At 66.9% G+C, this 21340-nt stretch carries 19 protein-coding genes; 14 read left to right on the plus strand and 5 right to left on the minus strand.

Going from position 1 to position 21340, the window contains the following annotated elements:
- Position 1: 1 nt before the first annotated feature.
- On the minus strand, positions 2-1189 hold the full coding sequence (nhaA, locus tag A0J57_RS17325; protein ID WP_061936822.1) for a Na+/H+ antiporter NhaA: 1188 nt from the start codon (positions 1187-1189) through the stop codon (positions 2-4).
- 384 nt (positions 1190-1573) lie between these two features.
- Between nhaA and A0J57_RS17330 the strand changes: the two genes are divergently transcribed.
- From A0J57_RS17330 to A0J57_RS17340, 3 genes are all read left to right on the plus strand, one after another.
- Complete coding sequence (locus A0J57_RS17330; protein ID WP_025547227.1) at positions 1574-2092, plus strand: RNA polymerase sigma factor; 519 nt, start codon at positions 1574-1576, stop codon at positions 2090-2092.
- A gap of 106 nt (positions 2093-2198) precedes the next feature.
- Positions 2199-3146 carry a FecR domain-containing protein gene (locus tag A0J57_RS17335; protein WP_153017826.1) on the plus strand — a complete coding sequence of 316 codons (948 nt, stop codon included), beginning with the start codon at positions 2199-2201 and terminating at the stop codon, positions 3144-3146.
- Positions 3064-5409, plus strand: coding sequence for a TonB-dependent receptor (locus A0J57_RS17340; protein ID WP_061936828.1), 2346 nt, complete (start codon positions 3064-3066; stop codon positions 5407-5409). The genes A0J57_RS17335 and A0J57_RS17340 overlap by 83 nt, the downstream gene beginning before the upstream one ends.
- A gap of 133 nt (positions 5410-5542) precedes the next feature.
- Here the strand turns inward: A0J57_RS17340 and A0J57_RS17345 are convergent, their stop codons facing one another.
- Entirely contained in the window at positions 5543-6553 is a 1011-nt protein-coding gene (locus tag A0J57_RS17345; protein ID WP_061936831.1) for an endonuclease/exonuclease/phosphatase family protein, read from the minus strand.
- A 248-nt stretch (positions 6554-6801) separates the two neighbouring features.
- Here A0J57_RS17345 and A0J57_RS17350 point away from each other — a divergent pair, with 248 nt between their 5' ends.
- The 9 genes from A0J57_RS17350 (at position 6802) to A0J57_RS17390 (ending at position 15838) form a co-directional block, all read left to right on the plus strand.
- Entirely contained in the window at positions 6802-7539 is a 738-nt protein-coding gene (locus tag A0J57_RS17350) for a polysaccharide deacetylase family protein (RefSeq protein WP_044661695.1), read from the plus strand.
- A 1-nt stretch (position 7540) separates the two neighbouring features.
- Complete coding sequence (locus A0J57_RS17355; RefSeq protein WP_064232685.1) at positions 7541-8710, plus strand: glycosyltransferase; 1170 nt, start codon at positions 7541-7543, stop codon at positions 8708-8710.
- Complete coding sequence (locus A0J57_RS17360) at positions 8707-9651, plus strand: hypothetical protein (RefSeq protein ID WP_061936836.1); 945 nt, start codon at positions 8707-8709, stop codon at positions 9649-9651. The genes A0J57_RS17355 and A0J57_RS17360 overlap by 4 nt, the downstream gene beginning before the upstream one ends.
- Positions 9648-10148 carry a DUF2141 domain-containing protein gene (locus A0J57_RS17365; RefSeq protein WP_048578149.1) on the plus strand — a complete coding sequence of 167 codons (501 nt, stop codon included), beginning with the start codon at positions 9648-9650 and terminating at the stop codon, positions 10146-10148. Before A0J57_RS17360 ends, A0J57_RS17365 begins: the two co-directional genes overlap by 4 nt.
- A gap of 3 nt (positions 10149-10151) precedes the next feature.
- A complete protein-coding gene (locus tag A0J57_RS17370; RefSeq protein WP_061936839.1) occupies positions 10152-11324 on the plus strand; it encodes a glycosyltransferase in 1173 nt (390 codons plus the stop codon).
- A 474-nt stretch (positions 11325-11798) separates the two neighbouring features.
- Entirely contained in the window at positions 11799-12230 is a 432-nt protein-coding gene (locus A0J57_RS17375) for a spore coat U domain-containing protein (RefSeq protein ID WP_226869815.1), read from the plus strand.
- A 14-nt stretch (positions 12231-12244) separates the two neighbouring features.
- Positions 12245-12982, plus strand: coding sequence for a molecular chaperone (locus A0J57_RS17380; protein WP_082718683.1), 738 nt, complete (start codon positions 12245-12247; stop codon positions 12980-12982).
- 13 nt (positions 12983-12995) lie between these two features.
- Positions 12996-15368: a fimbria/pilus outer membrane usher protein gene (locus A0J57_RS17385; protein ID WP_061936842.1), complete on the plus strand. Its 2373-nt coding sequence runs from the start codon at positions 12996-12998 to the stop codon at positions 15366-15368.
- Positions 15365-15838 (plus strand): spore coat U domain-containing protein, encoded by a 474-nt coding sequence (locus A0J57_RS17390; protein WP_061936845.1) that lies wholly within the window; start codon positions 15365-15367, stop codon positions 15836-15838. Before A0J57_RS17385 ends, A0J57_RS17390 begins: the two co-directional genes overlap by 4 nt.
- Here A0J57_RS17390 and A0J57_RS17395 read toward each other — a convergent pair.
- On the minus strand, positions 15828-16733 hold the full coding sequence (locus A0J57_RS17395) for a PAS domain-containing protein (protein ID WP_061936848.1): 906 nt from the start codon (positions 16731-16733) through the stop codon (positions 15828-15830). The two genes, A0J57_RS17390 and A0J57_RS17395, sit on opposite strands and share 11 nt — an antisense overlap.
- A gap of 407 nt (positions 16734-17140) precedes the next feature.
- On the opposite strand from A0J57_RS17395, the gene A0J57_RS17400 reads away from it, so the two are divergent.
- Together A0J57_RS17400 and A0J57_RS17405 are read left to right on the plus strand one after the other, a co-directional pair.
- Positions 17141-19030: a YadA-like family protein gene (locus tag A0J57_RS17400; protein WP_061936851.1), complete on the plus strand. Its 1890-nt coding sequence runs from the start codon at positions 17141-17143 to the stop codon at positions 19028-19030.
- On the plus strand, positions 19005-19808 hold the full coding sequence (locus tag A0J57_RS17405) for an OmpA family protein (protein WP_061936854.1): 804 nt from the start codon (positions 19005-19007) through the stop codon (positions 19806-19808). The genes A0J57_RS17400 and A0J57_RS17405 overlap by 26 nt, the downstream gene beginning before the upstream one ends.
- A 254-nt stretch (positions 19809-20062) precedes the next feature.
- Here A0J57_RS17405 and A0J57_RS26050 read toward each other — a convergent pair whose 3' ends face one another.
- Together A0J57_RS26050 and A0J57_RS17410 are read right to left on the minus strand one after the other, a co-directional pair.
- The gene (locus A0J57_RS26050) at positions 20063-20395 is read right to left on the minus strand and encodes a hypothetical protein (protein WP_153017829.1); all 333 of its coding nucleotides are present in this window, start codon (positions 20393-20395) and stop codon (positions 20063-20065) included.
- 83 nt (positions 20396-20478) lie between these two features.
- Positions 20479-21162, minus strand: coding sequence for a GntR family transcriptional regulator (locus A0J57_RS17410; protein ID WP_061936857.1), 684 nt, complete (start codon positions 21160-21162; stop codon positions 20479-20481).
- Positions 21163-21340 lie beyond the last annotated feature (178 nt).

Genomic DNA, 21340 nt, shown 5'->3' on the forward strand with positions numbered 1-21340 from the left:
TTCAAGCCTCCATACGGTCCGGCGTGTCTCCCTTGGCGACCCGCAGCAGCAGATAGCCAAGCAAGCCGGAAAGCAGGGAGCCGGCGAGGATGCCGATCTTGGCTTCGGCCTGGAGCATCGCGTCGTTCGAAAAGGCGAGAAGCGTGATGAACAGGCTCATCGTGAACCCGATCCCGCACAGGAGCGCCGTGCCCAGCATCTGGAGGCGGCCGGCATGAGCAGGCATGTCGGCCATGCCGAGCCGGACGGCGAGCATCGATGCGCCGAACACACCCACCACCTTGCCGACCAGCAGGCCTAGCCCGACGCCCAGCGTGACCGGCGCGACAAGGGCCTCCGCCCGAAGGCCGAGAAGGGGAACGCCCGCATTCACGAGCCCGAAGAGCGGCACGATCAGGAACCCCACCGGCCAGTGCAGCAAATGTTCGAGTCGATGGAGCGGGCTATGTTCCTCCAGATCCGGTTTGCCGGGCGTCCCTTGCAGCGGAATGGCGAAGGCGAGGATCACGCCCGCCAATGTCGCATGAATGCCCGAGCGCAGGACGAAGAGCCACAACAGCGTGCCGATGAGCAGATAGGGAATGAGCCGGCGCACGCCGGAACGATTGAGCGCGAACAACAGGATGGTGACAGCCGCCGCGCCGCCGAGGTCGATCAGCGAGAGCTTTGCCGTGTAGAAGAAGGCGATGATGACGACCGCGCCAAGATCGTCGATGATGGCGAGCGCCGTCAGGAAGACGCGCAAGGAAATGGGAACGCGGTTGCCCAACAGCGCGATCACGCCCAGTGCGAAGGCGATGTCCGTCGCCGCCGGGATCGCCCATCCCCGCGCGGTCGCACCGCCGTTGAACGCCAGATAGACGAGCGCGGGCACCGCCATGCCGCCCGCCGCCGCAATGCCGGGCAATATTCGACGGGGCCAGGTGGAGAGTTGCCCGTCCATCACCTCGCGCTTGATCTCCAGTCCGACGAGCAGGAAGAAGACCGCCATCAGCCCGTCATTGACCCAGTGATGCAGGGATAATGGGCCAATCCGGCTGTGCAGCAGATGTTCATAAGCCCGACCGAGGGGTGAATTGGCGATCAGCATCGCCAGCGCGGCCGCGACCATGAGAATGATTCCGCCGGAGGCCTGTCCTTTGAGAAACTGGCGCAGAGCGCTGAGCGGCTTCACACGCAAGAGGGCCATCGAGAAAACTCCCGGCAAGTCATCAGCCCGCTGGCGGCCCGACCAACGGCTATCAACCTGCCCGCCCGACAGCCGAAGCGAACACCCGTCGCCGCTATGGCAAATGCGCTCGCGGCGCACAACCATATCCCGAAGTCAGGCAGCGGGCCGCCGAGGATGAGGAGGGAGCATGGGGCGCTTTCCTGATCCCTGAACCGGGCGCGGCAACCGAATCGACGCTGTCGCCTCTTCCGCATGCAATGGATTGTGCTCGATCAATGATGATCGGCCCCAACGGTCTGCTACCCTTGCCGGGCAGGTGAGGCAGAAGATTACAGCCAATTAAATTGCGCAATCCCGCTGGAGGGGCGAAGGAGGGGCATCGGATCGGAAAGGCGCCCAAGGATGGAAGGCGGGCTGGAGACTGTCTATCATAGCTGCCGCGCCGAACTGCTGCGCTTTCTGCTGGCGCGCACCGGCAGTGCGGCGGAGGCCGAGGATATTCTTCAGGACATATGGCTGCGGGTCGGTCAGGGCCGAAGCGGTCCTGTCGCCAATGGGCGCGCCTATCTCTATCGGGTCGCGCAGAATCTGGTGCTGGACCGCCTGCGGGAGGCGCGGCGGCGCGCGGTGCGGGAGCAGGGTTGGATGGAGATGGCCGCCGGCGTGGACCTGCGGCATGCCGATCCCGCCGATCCGAACGCCGACGCGCTGGCGCAGATGACCGAGCGGGAGGAGGTGGCGCGGCTTGCTTCCGCGATCGCCAACCTGCCTGCCGGGGCGCGACGCGCCTTCCAGTTGCACAAGCTGGAGGGGCTGTCGCATGACGAGGTGGCGCAGCGGCTGGGGATCAGCAGGAGCGGGGTCGAGAAACATATGGCGGTTGCGATGAAATATCTGCGCCGGGCCCTGTGCGAGGACTGAGGCGGAGCGGGCATGATGGCGTCACAGCGGGACACAGGAGCATGAGCGGGAGGCGGTGCCCCGAATGGGCGGGCTTCGATGGGACCGGCTTTGGTGGGATAGGGCCATGACGGAGACGATCCTCGACCAGGCGATCGCCTGGCACCGCGCGCAGGATGACGCGGATTTCGACTGGGACGGCTTTACGCTGTGGCTAGAGGCCGATCCCGCGCATCGAACCGCGTTCGATTCCATTGCGCTGGTCGATGCCCGGATCGTCGAGCATCGCGCGACGCTGGCGGCGCTGGTGCCGCCGGTGGACATGCCGGGTCCGGCCATCGCGGCGGAGGCGCCGCGCCGGCGACGGCGGTGGGTGGGCGGTGGAGTCGCGGCGGCGCTCGCGCTTGCCGTCGCCATTCCCGCCTTGCGATCGCCCGCGCCGCAACCGGCGGACTATCGCACTGGGCCGGGGCAGGGGCGCACCATCCTGCTCAAGGACGGCTCCCGGATTGCGCTTGCCGCCTCCAGCCATTTGCGCGTGGAGGGCGCGACGCAGGACCGGCTGGCGCTGGAGGGCAGCGCCCTGTTCGACATTCCTCACCGGCCCGGGCGGACGATGACGATCGAGGCGGGCGGGCAGCGGATCAGCGACATCGGCACGCGTTTCGACATATTGGCCGACGCCCGGACGATGCGGGTGGCCGTGGCGGAGGGCAGGATCAGCATCGCGCCGCGCGATGGCGGGGATGCGATCCCATTGCCGGCCGGGCGGCAACTGCTGGTCGATCGGGTGACGCATCGCGGCGCGACCAGCGCGGTATCGCCCGGCACCGTCGGCAGCTGGCGGCAGGGACGGCTGGTCTATGAGGCCGTGCCGCTCTCTCTGGTGGCGTCCGATCTCAGCCGCTATGCAGGGGTGCCTGTCAGGGTCGGGGCCGATGTCGCCGACCGGCCATTTTCCGGTGTGTTGATCGTGGGGGACGGATCGGGCCTTGTCGGGGAAGTCGCGCAGTTCATGGACCTTCGCACCGTGCATCAGGGCGGCGCTGTGCTGCTGCGCGCTGGCGCCCGCTAGCGTCGGGGCGCAGGAGCGGCCGATCCATGTCGAACCCGCGCCGCTGGCCGAGGCGCTGACGGCGCTGTCGCGGCAGACCGGGATAGCGATCGGCTTCGAAGGCCGCCTGCCCGGCCTTCGGTCGCGCCACGTCGACGGGCGGATGACGGTGGAGCAGGCGCTGGCGCGGATGCTGGAGGGAACGGGGCTGGAGGCGCGGCGTCTCTCCCCCACCGCCTATCGCCTGGTGCAAGCCGCGCCGCCGGCATCGCGCCGCGACCCCGTCCGGCCAGCGCATCCGCTTCCGCCGGAGGGGTCGGTGGATATCATCGTCACCGGCACCAAGCGGGAGGAGCCTCTCGCCCGGCTGCCGATTTCGGTCGCGATCGTGCAGGCGCCCGGCGAGCAGGGCGGCGCGCTGCTTCCGGGCACAGAGGAGGTTGCGCAGCGGCTGGACGGCCTGACGCTCACCAATCTGGGACCGGGGCGCAATCGCCAGTTCATCCGCGGCGTGGCGGACAGTCCCTTCAACGGAAACAGCCAGTCGACCGTCGCCATCCTGATCAACGATGCGCGCGCCACCTATAATGCGCCCGATCCCGACCTGAAGCTGGTCGATGTCGAGCGCGTGGAACTTTTGAAGGGACCGCAGGGGTCGCTTTACGGCACCGGCACGCTGGGGGGCGTCTATCATATCGTCACGCGCCCGCCCGATGCGGGGTCGTTCGCGGCAATGGCGGGCATGGGCGCATCACTGGCCACCCACGGCGAAATGGGCGGCAGCGCGGAGGCGATGGTCAACCTGCCGGTCGTGGCGGACCGGCTGGCGTTGCGCGCCGTGGCCTATGCGGTCCGCGAGCCGGGATGGATCGACACGGCGGGTCGGGGGGATGCGAACCGGGGCGAGTTGCGCGGCGGGCGCGTGGCGTTGCGCGCGCTGGCGGGGGACTGGACCGTCGATCTCAACGGCATGGCCCAGATGCGGGACGTGGCCGACAGCCAATATGTCTATGCCCGCCATGCGTTGGAGCGGCCCGCCCAGCCTGCCGAGCCGCACGACAATGATTTTGCCCTGATGGCGCTGCGCGTCGCGGGAAAGCTGGGCGGCGCGGACCTGGTCTATGCCGGCAACTGGGTCGATCATGACGTATCGAGCACGCTGGACGCGAGCGATCTTTCCGCCTCCGCCTTCGGCATTGCTGCCCCGGCGCTTTATCTGGAGCAGCGTCGCAATCGCCTGTTCGACCAGGAAGTGCGTCTGTCGCAGACGCGGGATGACGGCCTGTCCTGGCTGGCGGGTCTCTCCTTCGTGGATGTGCGCAACCATCTCTCCGGCGTGGTCCGGGGGGTGCGGGATGAGACGGTCGGGACAGGCATACAGGGCGTGGTCGAATTTTCGGCTTTCGGCGACATGCGCATGCCGCTGACCGGGGCGCTGTCGCTCAGCGTCGGCGGCCGCCTGTTCCATTCCCGCATAGAGGAGGAGCAGGGCGCGCGCCACGCACGGATCGAGGCGTCGGTTGCGCGCAGCGGCTTTACGCCTTCGCTGGCCCTGTCCTGGCAGGCGGGCGCGCATGATTTCCTCTATGCGCGTTATGCCGGGGCGCTGCGGCCCGGAGGCCTTAGCCGGACCGGCGCCGCTTCGGCCGAGCGGTTCGAATCCGACGAGCTGCAGACGGTCGAGATGGGCTGGCGGCATTCGGCCTCCGCCTGGCTGACGGTCAATCTCGACGCCTTCCTGACGACATGGTCGCATATGCAGTCGGATTATCTGCTGGCCGACGGGTTGATCGGTACGCGCAATGTCGGCGATGCCCGCATCCGGGGGGTCGAGGCGTCGGTGGACTGGAAACCGGCCGCCGGATGGGCGATCAGCGCCGGGCTGGTCGGGCAGAGCGCGCTGTTGACCCGCACGAACGAGGGCTTGCGGCTGGAGGACCGGCATTTGCCTGTCATTCCCGACTGGAAGGCGCGGCTGGGGGTGAACCGCCATTTCGATCTGTCCGGCTGGAGCGGCAGCATGGGCGTGAACCTTGCCTATCTCGGTCCTTCCCGTCTCAGTTTCGATCCGGGCCTCGACCGGCGGATGGGCGACTATGCGCTGGCGAATGCCGATCTGGCGCTGCGCCGGAAGGATTGGAGCATCCGGCTGTCGGGCAGCAATCTGCTGGACTGCAAGGCGGACAGCTTCGCCTTCGGCAATCCCTTCGCGCTCGCCAGGGGCACGCAATATACGCCGCTGCGGCCGCGGCAATGGGCGGTCGGGCTCACGAAAAACTGGTGACCGGCCTTCGCCCTGGAGCCAATCGGCATTCAGAAGATGACGAGCCGAAAATGGTGGTTTTCCGTGACCCGGAGCGCAGCCTACTCAAAGTAGGTGAGCACCGGCAGCACGGAAAAGCGTCATTTGCAGGCCGTCAGGGCTGAATGTCGATTGGCTCTAGCGCATAGGTGGCGGTGTAGCCGACATGGTCGGAAAGCATGGTGCCGTCCGCCCCATGGCCGAAGGGAATGTCGACCCGGCGCAGCGTCAGAGTCATCTGCCGGCCCGACGCGAAAAACTCCCAGTCGCGGGCGCGCCGTTCCGACAGGCGGGCATCGGCGGAGAAGGGCAGGTGCAACCCTTCGGCAGCGGCATAGGCATTGTCCATGGGCGTGCCGAAGCTCCAGTCCCGCGCCGCATGGTCCATAAGGTCGACGCGCCGCTCGACCGCCTGGCCTGCATTGAAATCGCCGCCGACGATCAGCGGGTCGTGAGGGTCGTGCCATTGGCGGATGAAGGCGGTGAGGCTGGCGATCTGAAGGCTGTGGGCATGGTTGGAGCGGGCATCCGGCACGTCGGAGGCGCGACGGCTGTTGAGATGCGTAGTGACTATATCGATCGGCCCGGGCTGGCCGGGAAGGCTGATCCGCACCAGCATGGCGCCCTTGTTCGCCAGGCAGTCGAACCCGGCACAGGCGAAGCGCGGAAAGGCCATGCGGTGGACGGCGACGATGGGAAAGTCGGACAGGATCTGCAGGCCGCTGCCGACATATTTGCCGATGCCCTCGCCGTGGAGCGGGCTCTCGCCGGCGACGAAGCGCTGCTCCGTGACCGCCGGTCGCGCATCGTTCGTCGTCCGGTCGTCCGGGCCGTCCGCGACATAGGCATAGCCGGCCGCCCGTCCGATCGCCCTCGCATCGTCGGTAAAGGCTTCCTGCAACAGCACGACATGGGGATTGCGTCCCTCCGCGCGCATGTCGCGCAGCGTCGTTGCGATGCGGTCGAAATCGGCTTCGCGCCCCCAGGCCAGCGGCCAGGGCAGGCCATGGACATTATAGGTCATGACCGACAGGGCGCCATCGAAGCCGATGGGGACGGGCGGCGGCGGGAGGGCGCGCGTGTCAGCCGGAGGCGCCGCCGCGATCAGTGCGGCGACGGCGATCATGCGGAAAGTCCATGTCGGAATGCGCACAGCTTCTTCTCCTGTGGCGCAACGACGATGCCGGCAGAGCAACACCGCAGTTGTCGCCGGACGATAAAAATATTCATGCAGCAACTGCGGTCCTTTGCGGCGATGGCGTCTTCCCGATGAGGGCGAAAGGCGGATATGGCGCAAATTGTCACAGGCAGGTCATCACCCGGCATCATAGCGGCGCACGATAGGCGCAGGCGTGCTGGGGGTGTGGACCTGTCATGAAACGACTTCTTCTTTCCCTTCATGATGTTGGTCCATGTTTCGAGGGTGAAGTCGATCGACTGCTGGATCGGCTTTCGATGCACGCCGCGCCCGGCGCGCTCGCGATGCTGGTGGTGCCCAATCATTGGGGCGCGCACCCGCTGCTGCCCGGATCGCCCTTCGCGACGCGGCTGCGTGGCTGGGCGGAGGCCGGCGTCAGCATGTTCGCCCATGGATGGTTCCACAGGGACATGGCGACCCATGACAATGCCCTGGATCGGTTCAAGGCGCGGCGCATGACCGCCGGAGAGGGCGAGTTTCTGGGTCTGGACGGGGCGACCGCTGCACGGCGGATGACCGACGGCCGCGATCTGATCGAACAGGTTACGGGCCTGCCGGTGGCGGGCTTCGTCGCGCCCGCCTGGCTTTACGGCAGCCCTGCGCGCGCCGCGCTTGGCCGGTGCGGATTCGCCTTGGCGGAGGATCATATGAAGGTGTGGCATCCGCCATCGGGCAGGATATTGGCCCGTGGACCGGTCATCACCTGGGCCAGCCGCAGCCGGGCGCGCATCGCCTCCTCCCTGCTGGCGGCGCGGCTGTTGCCGCCTGTCCTGCGCCATGCGCCGGTCGCGCGGGTCGCGGTGCATCCGGGCGACGCGCATGTGCCTGCCCTGCTCGACAGCATCGACCGGGTGGTGCGGCGTCTGGGGCGGACCCACCGCCCGGCGCGCTATGGCGATTTGCTGGCTGGCTGAAATGCGTATCCTGACCTTCCTCCACAGTTTCGAGCCGGGCGGCGTCGAGCGGGTCGCGCTGCGGCTGGTGCGCCGCTGGCGGGACCAGGGCATCGACGCGCCACTGTTCCTGGGACGCGGCGATGGCGCGATGGGCGCTGAACTGGGCCATGACCTTGGCCCTCATGTGCCGCGCGGGCCGGGCTTTTCCGTTGCCGGGTTCGAGACCCTGTGGATGATCATGACATTGCCGGGCTTCATCCGCCGGACGCGGCCGGACGCGATGTTCTGCGCGGGCAACAGCTATGCGGTGGTCGCCGTGGCGATGAAGCTGCTGCTGGGACGCCATTGCCCGCCCGTCCTGGCGAAGATCAGCAATGATCTGGAGCGGCGGGACATGGTCTGGCCGGTGCGTACCGCCTACCGGCTGTGGCTGCGCATCCAGGGGCGGTTCATCGATCATTTCGTCGCCATGGCGCCGGGGCTGGAGCGCGAGATTGCCGCGCTCGTCCGGCCGGGGGCCGGGGCGATCAGCATCATCCCCGATCCGGCGCTGTCGCTGGACCAGATCGACCGGCTGCGCGCCGTCCGGCGGAAGAGGGCGGGCAAGGGGCGCCGGTTCGTCGCCATCGGCCGGCTGGCGCGACAGAAGAATTTCGGGTTGATGCTGGACGCCTTCGCGCGGGCCACGGGCCCCGACGATCGTCTGCTGATCTTCGGCGAGGGCCCGGAACGCGGCAGGCTCGCCGCGCGGTCTCGCCGGCTTGGCATTGCCGGCCGCCTTTGCTTCATGGGCCATGTTCCCGATCCCGCCCTGAGGATCGGGCAGGCCGACGCCTTCCTCCTCTCGTCCGATTATGAAGGAGTTCCCGCCGTGGTGCTGGAAGCGCTGGCGGTCGGCCTGCCGGTCATCGCGACGGAGTGCAGCGCCGCGATGCGGTCCTTGTTGGGCGACGGCGCGTTGGGGAGGCTGGTGCCGGCAGGTGATCTTGCCGCCTTCGCAAGGGTTCTGGCCGACGCGCCGGGGCCCCAGCATGCCGCCGCCAGTCTGGCCCAGGCGCGGCGCTTCACGCTGGAGGCGGCCGCCCCCGCCTATCTGGACAGCTTCGCCCGAATTGCCGCGCGACCGACTGAGGCGTTCCTCATTGCGCGTCGTCAACCCATCCCGTCCACAATGACGAGTTCCTTATGACCGGCAACAGCTCCACCGGCCTGCTTCCTCCCCCCGTCGTGCCGCTCGACCCGCCGGTGCTCGACCCCAAGCCGCTGATCCAGTCGGGCCGCAACTGGACCCGCTGGGCCGGGCCGCTGGTGTCGGTGCTGATCCTGGTCGTCGCGCTGCACCAGTTCCATGGAATCGACCCGTCCAGCCTGTGGGCGATGCTGCCCGGCAGCATCGCCTTCTGGGCGGCGTTCGCGCTTTACTATCTGGCCGGGCCGCTTTCCGAATGGGTGATCTTCCGCCGTCTCTGGGCGATCCCGGCGGACGGCTTCGCAGCGCTGCTGCGCAAGCTGGTCAGCAACGAGATACTGCTCGGCTATCTCGGCGAAGTCTATTTCTACGCGTGGGCGCGGCGCAGCGGGAAGATCACGACCGCGCCGTTCGGCGCGATCAAGGATGTGACGATCCTTTCCGCGCTGGTCGGCAACGGCGTCACATTGGTCATGGTCGCCTTCGCCGTGCCGCTGCTGGGGGCGGTGGACGCGCGGCTCAACAGTTGGGAAGTGGGCGGGTCGATCCTGTTCGTGCTGGCGACATCGCTGGTGGCGATGCTGCTGCGCAGGCGGCTGTTCACCCTGCCGCGCGCGGAATTGCGGGTCGTTGCGGGCATCCATCTGGCCCGCATCGTCGCGACCACGGTGCTGGCGGCGATGATGTGGCACATGCTGCTGCCCGACATCGAACTCAGCTGGTGGATCCTGCTCGGCACGCTGCGCCAACTGGTATCCCGCCTGCCCTTCCTGCCGAACAAGGATGTGGTGTTCGCAGGCATGGCCGCCTTCCTGATCGGGCGCGACAGCGAGATCGTGTCGGCGATGGCGCTGATGGCCTCGCTCATCCTGGTGGCGCATCTGCTGGTCGGCATGGCGCTGGGCGCGACGGGCCTCATGAAGGAGAGCGAGGCGCAATGATCGCGACGCTGCTGCTCGCCGCCGCCATCCCCTCCACCCCCGACCTTGGCAAGGCGGAGGGCCAGTGCCGGGTGGATGAAAAGGGCCCGGCCTTTCTGGTCGACGTCAACGGCCTCAAGGACCGCAAGGGACGGCTGAAGCTGGAACTGTACCCCGCGGACGACGCGGACTTCCTGGCCGACGACAATCTGCTGGTCGCGGCCGGCAAGCCCTTCCGCCGGGTGGAGGTGGCGGTCCCGGCCACCGGGCCCGTGCAGCTCTGCATCCGCGCGCCCGGTCCCGGCACCTATGCGCTCAGCCTGCTGCACGACCGCGACGCCAACCGCCGCTTCTCGCTTTCGGTCGACGGGATCGGCTTTCCCGGCAATCCGAAGCTGGGCTGGTCCAGACCGTCCGCCGCCGCCGCCAGGGCGGTCGTCGGCAGCGGCCCCGCCCATATCGGCATCATCGTCAATTATCGCCGGGGGCTGCTGTCCTTCGGCCCGGTGGAGAAATAGGCCATGCGCATCGTCGACGTCTGCGCCTTCTACGCGCCCAGCGGCGGCGGGGTGAAAACCTATGTGGAGCGCAAGCTGCGCGCCGGGGCGCTGGCCGGGCATGAGGTCATCATCCTCGCGCCGTCCGACAGCGATCGGGTGGTGGAGGCGGGCGGCGGCAGGATCGTCATGCTGCCCGCGCGCCGCTTTCCGCTGGACCGGCGCTATTCCTATTTCGACGACGAAGCGTCGCTCCATGCCATGCTCGACCGGTTGCAGCCCGATCTGGTCGAGGCATCCTCGCCCTGGGCCAGCGCGGCGATGGTGGCGCGGTGGCGGGGCGGCGCGCCGCGCGCGCTCATCATGCACGCCGATCCGCTGTCGGCCTATGCCTATCGCTGGTTCGGATCGGTGCTGAGCCGCGAGGCGATCGACCGGGGGTTCGACTGGTTCTGGCGCCACCTGCGCCGGCTGGACGAGCGGTTCGATCTGGTGGTCAGCGCCAGCGACAGCCTGTCGCGCCGGCTGGAGGCGGGACGGCTCCGGCGGGTGATGACGCTGCCCATGGGCGTCGAGCCGGGGTATTTCAGCCCCGCGCATCGGCATGAGGGGCTGCGCGCCCGCCTGCTGGAGCGCTGCGGGCTGGGGCCGGAGGCGACGCTGCTGCTGGGTGTTGGCCGTCACGCCCCGGAAAAGCGCTGGCCGATGGTGATCGATGCGGTGACGTCGGCGGGCTTTTCGACGCCGGTCGGTCTGGTGCTGGTCGGTGACGGGCGGGAGAGAGGGCGGGTGCGCCGGGCGTCGGCCCATAATCCGCACATCCAGCTGCTGGCGCCGATGCATTCCCGCCCGGCGCTGGCCGAACTGCTCGCCAGCGCCGACGCGCTCGTCCATGGCTGCGAGGCGGAGACCTTCTGCATGGTCGCGGCCGAAGCGCGCGCCAGCGGCCTGCCGGTCATCGTGCCCGACGAAGGCGGCGCGTCCGATCAGGCGCGCAGCGGCGGCGGACTGCTCTATCGCGCGGGACAGGCGGACAGTCTGGCCGGCGTGATCGCGAAATTCGCGCGCGCCGATGCGGTGGCGCGGCACCGGGCGGCGCTGGAGTCTGCGCCGGCCGTCATGACCATGGACGACCATTTCGACCGGCTGTTTGCGGCCTATGACGATATTGCAGGGGCACGACGCCATGTTGCTTGACCGACGCATTACCCGCCCCCTGCGCCCGCACATTCCCTTTCCGGCCTTTCGGAAATCGCCGCAGGATGCGGTGGAAGTCCATCCCTGCGGCCTGCGCCATCGATCGACTTGCGAGTGCTGGTCGTTCGTGGCCGCCATTCTTTGGTGGTTGTTGCGTGCCGATCGGCAACATGGGAAGCGGCCGGGACGACCCTGACCGCGGCGTCAGGTCGCGCGGGAGCCAATTCCTGACATTCAAATAAAGATAATCGGTCTTCTTCGATATTTCGAAAGTTATATATCCATCCCGCAAATTGTGATCGGAAGTGAATATAATCCCCTTTGCATGGGAAACAATAAACACTGCTAACGTTTCTCTAACCTTTCCTGCTCCAATATTGGTTCAGATCAATAGGTGTCGAAATCACCGGAGGGGGAAACGTCATGCGCAAATATTGTGCGTTGTTCCTTTTGGGTCTCTTGCCGAATGCGGCGATGGCAACGGATGCCACAACGACGATGGGCGTGTCGGCCACGGTATTGAACGTCTGCCTGGTGTCGGCGACGAACATGGCGTTTGGCAGCTATGATCCGACATCGGCGTCTCCGACCGATGCGACCAGCACGATCAATGTCACCTGCACGCCGGGCACATTGTTCAACATAGGATTGAACGCCGGAAGCGCCGTCGGAGCGACGGTATCGACCCGAAAGATGCTGAGCGGCGCCAATCCGCTCGGCTACGCGCTCTACAGCAATTCGGGACGCAGCACGAACTGGGGCAACTCGGTGGGGTCGGACACGGTCGCCCAGACCGCGTCGACGATCCTGCCGGCGGCGTTCACCGTTTATGGCCGCATCCCCGCCCAGCAGAGCGTGGCCGCCGGCAGCTACACCGACACGGTGACGATCACCGTCAGCTACTGAAGGCAGGCCCGGTCATGACAATCAGGCGGCATGGCGCAGGACCCGGACGGGATCTGGCGGTGATGGTCGGCGCCCTGTTCTGGGGGATCGCGCCGTCGGCGAATGCGGGCGCGTTGCGCATCCTGCCGGTGCGGATCGAAATGGCGGCCGAGAAACAGTTTTGCAGCCTGACCATCGCCAATGATGACAAGGCGCCCGCGACTGTCCAGGTCAGGGGTTTTGGCTGGCGCAAGGATGCGAACGGCATCGACCTGCTGGACCCGGATGGGGGGCCGGTCGTCAATCCCTCCATTCTCAGCATTCCCGGCGGGTCGAGCCGGCTGGTCCGGTGCAGCCTGCCGGCGCGCAGCGGGTCGCGTGAAGAGAGCTACCGCCTGATCATCGATGAATTGCCGATGGCGACGGTTGCTCCCGGTACCGTGCGGACGTTGCTTCGCATCAGCATGCCGATATTCCGCGCGCCGTCGGGCGCGGCGCCCCTGCTTCGCTGGTCGGTCGGAAAGGGTGCGGATGGACGGCGGACGCTCATTCTGTTTAACCAGGGCGACCGGCATGTCCAGGTCACGGCGATCGACATGACGCCTGCCGGGGCTGGCGGGAAAGTCACGCGGCTCGACCGTGGTTTCTACCTGCTGGCGGGCGGGCGCATCGACCTGCCGCTTGAATCCCCGGATGGCGATGCGATCAGCGGAGTGCAGGTGGAGACGGCCACTGGCCCACTCGCCGCGTCAACCGCCGTCGCCGAGCGGTGAGGGTGGATGATCGATGCCGCTCGCTGCTGCATTGTCCGGCGCAGGGCGGGCCGGCTGGCGGCCGGGCAGGGCATCGGTCCTGCTATGGCTGTCGCTGGCGCAACCGGCGGCGGCGTCCGATCTTCCGTTGGCACTCGCCGTTCCGGTGGCGGTCGAGCCGGACGGCAGTCCGCGCCCCATGCCCGTGGGCGTCGTCATCAATGGCCAGCCGCTTGAAGAGACGGGCCTTGTCGTGCTGAGCGCGGGCCGCCTGTTCGTCCGGCAGGACATGCTGAGCCAATGGGGTTTGCGGTTGCCCGCGCCGCTTCGGCAAATGGAGGTGGGTGGCTGCGACTATGCCTTGCTGGACGGGCTGCCCGGCCTTTCGGTGAAACTCGACGGTTCGGGCGGAACCCTGCTGATCGACGCCGGGCCGTCCTTCTTCCCGACCGCCCATATCGGCCCGGAACAGCGCGGACGGCCGGTGATGGAAGCGGTGCCGGTGCAATTTGCCGGCTATGATCTGTCGGTCGCGCGCTGGGGCGGCGGCTGGGCCGCTTCCGCCCTGCTGGATGCCGGGATGTCGGGCGGCTGGGGCGTCGCCGGCACCACCGCCCTGATGCAGCAGGGCGGCGGGCCGGCGGCGGTTCGTCTCGACAGCAATGTCATCCGCGATTTTCAGGATCGGCGTTTGCGGCTGGTCCTGGGCGACACATTCACGCGCGGCGCCGACTGGAACCGGCCGGTCCGGTTCGCCGGGGTGAGGCTGGGGACCGATTTCTCGTTGACGCCGGAAGCCGTCACCTATCCGGTGCCCCGGCTTTCCGGCTCCGCCGCCTTGCCCTCGGTCGTGGACCTTGCGGCGGCCAGCAGCCGCCAGAGCATGGCGGTTCAGCCCGGCGATTTCAAAATCGATTATCAGCCCGTCTTTACCGGCGCGGGCGAAGTGACGATGACGATCAGGGACGCCAATGGCGCCGCCCGCACCGTCACGCAAAGCTTCTACACCAGTCCGCGGCTGTTGCGGGAAGGGCTGGACGATTTTTCGCTGGAGGCAGGGTTTTTGCGCAGGGACTTCGGTGCGCGCAGCTTTTCCTATGGGGCTCCCTTCGCCGCCGGTTTCTGGCGGCATGGGCTGGGCGACGGCCTGACGCTTTCCGGCCGCATGGAGGCAAGCGAGGATGGGCAGATGGCCGGGCTGGGATTTGGCGCGCTTCTGTCTTCCTGGGGCGAAATATCGTTGGCGGCGGCGGGGTCGCATGGCCGTTCGGGTGATGGTTTCCTGTGGCGCGCGCAGGTGCAGCGGATCACGGCCCGCTATTCCGTGACCGCCAGCTACATGCAGGAAGATGCGCATTTCACGCAGGTCGGGGAGGATGATCCAGTGCCCGCCGGTCGCCGGGAATGGGTCGTGGCGGGAAGCCTGGCCCTTGGCGGGCGCGGCACCATCAATGCCCATTATCTCGACAGTGAGGGCGGCGAAGGCGACCGCTTCTCCACCGGTTCCCTTTCCTATGCGGCCAGCCTGGGGGCGGCCTGGGTCACGCTGGGCGCGCGGCGGACGCGCTTTTCGGACAGCCGGACCAACGGCCTTTTCGGATCGCTGACCCTTCCCCTCGGCGCGCGGTCGAGCGCGGGCCTGTTCGTGGAGGGAGGCCGCACCGCCGCCAGCTTCAGCCAGAACCCGCCGCCGGACGCGGGGTGGGGCTATCGCTTCCTGGCGTCGCGTCAGGCGGATGCGCCGGTACAGATGGAAGGCGGCGTGACATGGCGCACGGCGGCCGGCGATGTCGATCTGTCGGCGTCGCGCATGGGGGAAATGGAAGGGATGCGGTTCCAGGCCCGCGGGGCGTTGCTGCGGGTAGGGGGGCGGATCATCGCGACACCGCAGCTCGATTACGCCTTTGCGGTGGTGGATGTGGCCGCCGATCAGGACGTGACGGTCTTCTTCGAAAACCGGCCGGTCGCGCGCAAGGCGGAACCGGGCAGGCCCGCGATCGTCACGGGGTTGCAGCCCTATGCGGCCAACCGGATCGCGATCGACCTGGATGCCCTGCCGATCGACACTGTCGTGACATCGGCGGAGCAGGTCGTGGTTCCGGGATACCGGCAGGCGGTGAGGATCGGTTTTGGGGGTGCGGCCGCTCACCCCGTCACCTTGCGGCTGGTCGACGGCGGCGGCGCCGCCATTGCGGAAGGACTGACCGTCACCATGGAGGGAGCGGCATCCGGCATTTCCGGACATGGCGGCGAAGTGTATCTGGCCGACGCGCATGAAGGGCAGGAAATCCTGCTGACCGGCCCGGCGGTCGCCTGCCGCGCGATCGTCCCGGCCCTGCCGGGCAACGCCGGTGCGGCACGGATGGGGCCGGTACGCTGTGTGCCGGATCGGGAGGGGAAGCGATGAAAGCTGCGGGATTCGTTCTGGCCGCGCTGGCCGGCATGGGGCTGGCGACGCCGGCATGGGGCTGCACCCTGTGCAGTTGTTCGGCGTCGACGACGGGAATCAGCTTTGGCGGCTACGATCCCACTTCGCCCGCGCCCAAGGACGCCGCGGGCAGCGTGACGCTCAGTTGCACGGGCCTGGTCTCGCTGGCGGGGACCATCGACATCGCGATCAGCCCGGGCTCGTCGGGCGATGCGCTGGCGCGCCAGATGACGCAGGGTGGCGCACGGCTCAACTACAACCTCTATACAAATGCCAGCCGCACGACCGTCTGGGGAACCGGATCGTCGGGGACCGGCACGGTCACCGCCTCGTTGAACGGGCTGCTGTCCTTCAGCCAGACCGTGTCCGTCTATGGCCGCATCGCGGCGGGACAATGGCCGCAGGCGGGGGCCTATGCCGACAGCCTGATCGTCACCATCAGCTACTGATGCCGACCGGCTTCGTTCCCATCATGAAGACGCCGCCCGCCTGCCCGTCGGCGGACAAGAGCGGCGCGGCATTGACCCAGACGGTCTGGCCGTCGGGACGGCCGCCCACCAATGCCGCCGCCATGCCGAACGGTTTACCCACGGTCAGCAATTCTTCCACGGCATCGCTGATCGTGCCGCGGTTGGAAGCCCCAAACAGGGTCGCAAATCGGGTGCCGACGACCCGGCTTTTCTCCGTTCCGACCAGCTCCGCGAGCGCGGGCGAAATATCGGTGACGATGGCCCGGACATTGAAGGTTCCGCGGGCCAGTCCGGGCAGCCGGTCGATCAGATCCTCATAGGCGGCGATCCGCGCATCCTGGGCGCGCAGGGTCACGCGATCCGCGATTTCGTCGGCAAGCACGGCAAAACCGCCCGGAAAGGCCGCAGCCTGGACGCGATGGACGAGCGGCGGCGGCCCGGCGGCGTTCTGCTCGAACGCTTCCGGAATGCCCGTGTCGCGCACGCGTTCAAGCGCCCGCAACAGGGAATGGGAGTCGGAGCCCGCCAGCATCTGCGCCAGGGGGACTCCCAGCACCTGCTTCTCGCTGACGCCAAAGCGGCGGCGGGCGGCCAGATTGATCCGGGAGAGTTTCAGATCCCGATCCGTCAGGATCACCTGCGTGGGGATCATGTCCAGCAGGATGTCCAGTTGCGTTTCCGGATGATCCGGTCCGCTGGAGCATTTCCGGCCGCTGGCCAGACGCTGGAACAGGTCCGTCGCAAGGAGCGTCAGGCCGACATGGCCATGGTTCATGATATGGATGGGTTCGCCCATTGCCTGTCGGGAATGCACGGCGAAATGCCGAATCAGCGCCGTGGCCGTGACGACCTGACCGGGCGGTAAATCATCCACCGGCTTGCTCCCCTTTCCCCATCATCCCGTCGGTGTCCGCATAATGCGTACAATATCGGGCCTGTCATTAAAACGGAATCGTAACGAGTGCGCTGCCGCCGATCAAATGCTTCCTCAACCCATTGTGTTGCCGGACGAATATGGACGGGGTCGGGGAAGGGAAAAATCCGGCGGGCCGTGCCGATACATATATTGCGTAAAATTCCCTGTCTTCGCCTTCGCGCGCCCTTAGCCGTGGCGCTTCCATCTTCCGTCCGGGGACGTGGGATGCCGGGCTTGCGCTACCGCTGGACGGGCGCGTGGGGGGCACCCGTTCAGGGGACGGATCCATGAGGCGCGACGCATCGCGATATTCATCCGGGACTGCCGGAATAGCGAACCCGGCAAAGGGGCGCGGCAGGAAGGCCATGCGATGGCTGACGGGCGCTTTGCTGCTGGCGGGCGCGGGGTCGGGCGTGACCGCCCGAGCCAATGTGGTCAGCGCCTGCTCCGGCGTCAGCCTTCCCAAATCGGTGCTGACGCAGACCATCGGCGATGTCATCACGCCCGTTCTGGCGCCGGTGGAATCGACGCTGAGCATCCTGACCTTCGGATCGGTCGACCTCGGCATCAACGCCGCATTGTCCAATGCGGCGTCGGGCGCGCCGATCAATCTCAATGTGCTCGACATCAACGGCAATGCCGTCGACCTGCTCTCCGACCCGAGTTGCGAAACGACCTCCGACAGTTTCAGCCTTCTTACGCCCAGGGGCATTTCCTTTGGCGGCAACAAGATCACCGGTCTGGGTACGCCGGGTCTTGAAGCCAGCGCGGGCGAGCTGGACGCGATCGCCATCGGCAACCTCGCCAGCACGGCAACGGGCGCCTATGAGGCGGTGGCGATCGGCGCGGGGGCATCTGCCACCCACATGCGCAGCGTGGCATTGGGTGCGGGATCGGTCGCCAACGGCCTCAGCCTGAACCTGCCCGCCTATCTGGTCGGCGGCGCTGCCAGCGCGGAGGTGAATATCGGCGGCCGCCGGCTGACCGGGCTCGCGGCCGGGGCGAATCCGACCGACGGGGTCAATGTCGCGCAATTGCAGGCCGTCAACGACGCGCTGGGCACTCTGGCCGGCAATGCGGTGCAATATGACGGCAGCGCGCGGTCGATGGTCACGCTGCAGGGCGCGACCGGCACCGGCATCACCAACCTCAGCGCGGGAGCGGTGAACGCCACCAGCACCGATGCGGTCAACGGCTCGCAATTGCAGGCGACGAACGACCTTGTCGCCCAGAACAGCGCGGCCATCGTCCAGCTAGGCTATGACCTTGCGATATTGAACGATCTGGCCGTCAAATATCAGGATGGGACGAAATCCTCCATCATCCTCGGCGGCGCAGGCGGCACGGCCATCACCAATCTGGCCGCCGGCACCACGAGCAGCGACGCGGTCAACCTGTCGCAGTTGAGCAGTTCGGGGAGCGGCGGCGGCGGCGGCGGCGGCGGCGCGGCGCAGGACGCGCTGCCCTATGATCCGGCGATCCAGGCCTATAATGCCGCGCGCGGCGGCGTCGACCAGAAGATCGGCGGCGTTGCCGCGGGCGAACTGAGCGCGGCATCGGCCGAGGCGGTCAATGGCGCGCAACTCTACGCGACCAATGTGCAACTGGCCTATAATGTGACCGCCATCACCGACCTTCAGGAAGCAAGGGCAGGGTATCTCCAGGTCAACAACAGCTCCGGCCATGCCAAGCCCGTCGCGAGCGGCGCGGACACGCTGGCCGCGGGGGCGGGCGCGGTGGCGTCCGGCAGCGGCAGCCTGGCCCTGGGCACGCAGGCGCAGGCGATCGCGCCGGGCAGCGTCGCGCTTGGCTATGCTTCTGTCGCCGAACGGGCCAATACGGTGTCGGTCGGCAGCGCTGGGGCGGAGCGGCAGATCACCCATGTCGCCGACGGCATGGCGCCGACCGACGCGGTCAATCTGCGCCAGCTGCAAGGCGGAATGGGGCAGGCGGTGGATGCCGCCAACGCCTATACGGATGTGCGCTTCAATCTGTTCGACAGCGGCCTGCGCAATTTGCGCCGCGATGCGGAGGGCGGCATCGCCGCGTCCATGGCGATGGCTGGCATACCGCAATTTTCCGAGGCCGGCGGCGGCACCCTGGGCCTGGGCGTCAGCACGTGGCAGGGCGAACATGCGGTCGCCATGGGAATATCGAAGGTGTCGGATAATGGCCGTTTCATCATGCGGGCGTCCGCAACCTATAACAGCCGCAATCAGGGAGGCGCCAATGCCGGCATGGGCATCGCGTTCTGAAAGGCGCCGGTATCTGGCCCTGCTGGCACTGGTCCTGTGTCCGTCGCCCGCGGCGGCGGCCGAGCCGGACTTTCTGCCGGACATCGCGCCCTTGTCGGATTTCCCCGATCCCGGTCGCGCCACCCGCCGCGAGGGTGTGTTTCTGTTGCCCCAGACGCCGCGCCTGTTAACGCCCGGCATGACCAAGCGGCAGGTCTATGCCTTGCTGGGCGTGCCCCATTTCCATGAGGGTTTGATCGGTGAGCGGCGCTGGAACTATATCCTTGATTTCTATACCGGTTCTGGAATGGAATATCGGATTTGCCGCCTGCAATTGCATTGGGACCGCAGGATGCGCCTCGAAAAAATGGCCTGGAGCGACAAGGCGTGCCGGGACATGGTCTACGCGCCGCCGCAACCGCTGGCCAGCGATCCGCAACGCCCGGTTACGGTGCGGAAGCTGCCGACGCTCACGGTCTATTTCGATTTCGACAAGGCCGATGTGCGCGAAGATGCGCATCGCGAACTGACCGCATTCCTACAGGGGAGAGAGCGAAGCATCCCAAAGCTGTCCGTGACGGGTTTTACCGACAGCGCGGGACCGGATGCCTATAATGACCGGCTGAGCCTGATGCGGGCGGATGCCGTGGCCAGGGATCTGGCGGCGATGGGGGTGCCCCTGTCGAACCTCCAGGTCTCCGGAGCGGGGGAGCGCACGCCCGCGCACCGGTCCGAGGGAGGCGCTGCCGATCCTCTCAACCGGCGGGTGCTGGTCCGCATGATGTCGAATGACGAATGATGATATATCCCTGCGCTTCGCAGCCGGATCGCTGGCATGTCCGGCAAAGCCGGTGCGCGGGAGCGATGGTCGCTGCGTCCCGCCGAAAGGCTAGAGCCATCGACATTCAGCCCTGACGGCCTGCAAATGACGCTTTTTCGTGCTTCCGGTGCTCACCTACTTTGAGTAGGCTGCGCTCCGGGTCACGGAAAAACACCATTTTACCTTCGGTGGCCTTCGGCTCGGCTCGTCATCTTTCTGAATGGCGATTGGCTCTAGGCGTCAGTTGGGCCTCGCGCCGATTTCAGGGTGACGGGACGCAGGCTTTCCTTGTCCTCCGGAGCGACCGTTGCATGAATGTCGGGCCGGTAATGTTCGTCCGCGCGTTGCGATCCGTCGGGATGTTCGGGACCTTCCAGATCGACCGGGCGATGTCCCACTTCGCCGGGGGCGTCGGCCTGTTGCCGATGCGCCGCGGTCTGTTCATCATGCTCCGCTGCTGAATCCCGGTTTCCGGTACCGGGCGTGGACCAGGTTGGGCGTCCGCCTTTCAAGAGTTGCCGCCCGGCCAAGGCCGCGACGCCGAGCAATGCCAAAGTCCTCAACATGACAGGTCTCCTTCGTGATGAAGGAACGCGGCGGAGGAGATAGGTTTCCCATGGCGTTCGATGCCCTTTGTTCGATCCGGCGCTCAGGCCGGGCCGTCATCGTGCAAGGGGATGATGTGATCTGCCGGGTTCATGGAAAAGAAGACATGCTCTTCCCACAGGCGCAGAAGGTCGGCGGCGCGGCCGCTTTGCTGGGCGTTCAGCAATGCCGTCAGCAATTCCTCATGCATGACCGCCTGGTCCTGCAAGACACGGCCGTGCAAATCCTCGACCGAGAGCATGGCGAACCGAATTTGATCTCTCAGTTGGTCGTAGCGTGAGATCAATCGCGGAAGTCCGGTGAGCCGGACCAGCGTCATATGGAATTCGATGTCCAGCGCCGAGATGGTTTCCACATCGGAATTGGCCTGCGCCGCCCGCATTCCATCCACCACGGCGGCTAGCGGACCGAGATCGGTCTTGCGCTGCACGAGGATGCGAATGGCCAATATCTCGTCAGCCGCCCGAAGCGCGGCCAGTTCGGGCATGTCGCCCGGCGCGGACGGAGCAACGACATAGGATCGATTATGCGCCTTCACGATCAGTCCGGATTGTTCGAGCAACCGAAGCGCTTCGCGCACGGGGGCGCGGCTGACGGCCATCCCCGTCGCGAGCACGGACTCCCGCAACGGTTGCCCGGCGAGGAATTCCCCTGACAGCAGCTTTTCCCTGATCTGGGCATATACCTCGCTGACGATCGAGCTGGTTCGAACCGCGGTGAAATTCATGTCATCAGTGCTCGCGCGTGCCATTGCCGTTCCACCGCCTTTATGACGATTTCCATCCGATCGTCTCACATTGAGGTGCTGGCTGTAAGATAAGGTCCTTGTCCTGTTCAAGGTCGAACGGCAAGCCAGGCCTTCGCCTGACGATGGACGGATCATTGTCATGTCATATGCTTGCGTA

The sequence above is a fragment of the Sphingobium sp. 22B genome (assembly GCF_001580035.1).
Lineage (GTDB): Bacteria > Pseudomonadota > Alphaproteobacteria > Sphingomonadales > Sphingomonadaceae > Sphingobium > Sphingobium fuliginis.

What these genes read in the sequence shown, in the direction of transcription:
- nhaA (WP_061936822.1), bottom strand. Translation starts at nt 1,189, where the DNA reads ATGGCCCTCTTGCGTGTGAAGCCGCTCAGCGCTCTGCGCCAGTTTCTC.
- A0J57_RS17330 (WP_025547227.1), top strand. Translation starts at nt 1,574, where the DNA reads ATGGAAGGCGGGCTGGAGACTGTCTATCATAGCTGCCGCGCCGAACTG.
- A0J57_RS17335 (WP_153017826.1), top strand. Translation starts at nt 2,199, where the DNA reads ATGACGGAGACGATCCTCGACCAGGCGATCGCCTGGCACCGCGCGCAG.
- A0J57_RS17345 (WP_061936831.1), bottom strand. Translation starts at nt 6,553, where the DNA reads ATGATCGCCGTCGCCGCACTGATCGCGGCGGCGCCTCCGGCTGACACG.
- A0J57_RS17350 (WP_044661695.1), top strand. Translation starts at nt 6,802, where the DNA reads ATGAAACGACTTCTTCTTTCCCTTCATGATGTTGGTCCATGTTTCGAG.
- A0J57_RS17355 (WP_064232685.1), top strand. Translation starts at nt 7,541, where the DNA reads ATGCGTATCCTGACCTTCCTCCACAGTTTCGAGCCGGGCGGCGTCGAG.
- A0J57_RS17360 (WP_061936836.1), top strand. Translation starts at nt 8,707, where the DNA reads ATGACCGGCAACAGCTCCACCGGCCTGCTTCCTCCCCCCGTCGTGCCG.
- A0J57_RS17365 (WP_048578149.1), top strand. Translation starts at nt 9,648, where the DNA reads ATGATCGCGACGCTGCTGCTCGCCGCCGCCATCCCCTCCACCCCCGAC.
- A0J57_RS17370 (WP_061936839.1), top strand. Translation starts at nt 10,152, where the DNA reads ATGCGCATCGTCGACGTCTGCGCCTTCTACGCGCCCAGCGGCGGCGGG.
- A0J57_RS17375 (WP_226869815.1), top strand. Translation starts at nt 11,799, where the DNA reads ATGGCAACGGATGCCACAACGACGATGGGCGTGTCGGCCACGGTATTG.
- A0J57_RS17380 (WP_082718683.1), top strand. Translation starts at nt 12,245, where the DNA reads ATGACAATCAGGCGGCATGGCGCAGGACCCGGACGGGATCTGGCGGTG.
- A0J57_RS17385 (WP_061936842.1), top strand. Translation starts at nt 12,996, where the DNA reads ATGCCGCTCGCTGCTGCATTGTCCGGCGCAGGGCGGGCCGGCTGGCGG.
- A0J57_RS17390 (WP_061936845.1), top strand. Translation starts at nt 15,365, where the DNA reads ATGAAAGCTGCGGGATTCGTTCTGGCCGCGCTGGCCGGCATGGGGCTG.
- A0J57_RS17400 (WP_061936851.1), top strand. Translation starts at nt 17,141, where the DNA reads ATGCGATGGCTGACGGGCGCTTTGCTGCTGGCGGGCGCGGGGTCGGGC.
- A0J57_RS17405 (WP_061936854.1), top strand. Translation starts at nt 19,005, where the DNA reads ATGCCGGCATGGGCATCGCGTTCTGAAAGGCGCCGGTATCTGGCCCTG.
- A0J57_RS26050 (WP_153017829.1), bottom strand. Translation starts at nt 20,395, where the DNA reads ATGTTGAGGACTTTGGCATTGCTCGGCGTCGCGGCCTTGGCCGGGCGG.
- A0J57_RS17410 (WP_061936857.1), bottom strand. Translation starts at nt 21,162, where the DNA reads ATGAATTTCACCGCGGTTCGAACCAGCTCGATCGTCAGCGAGGTATAT.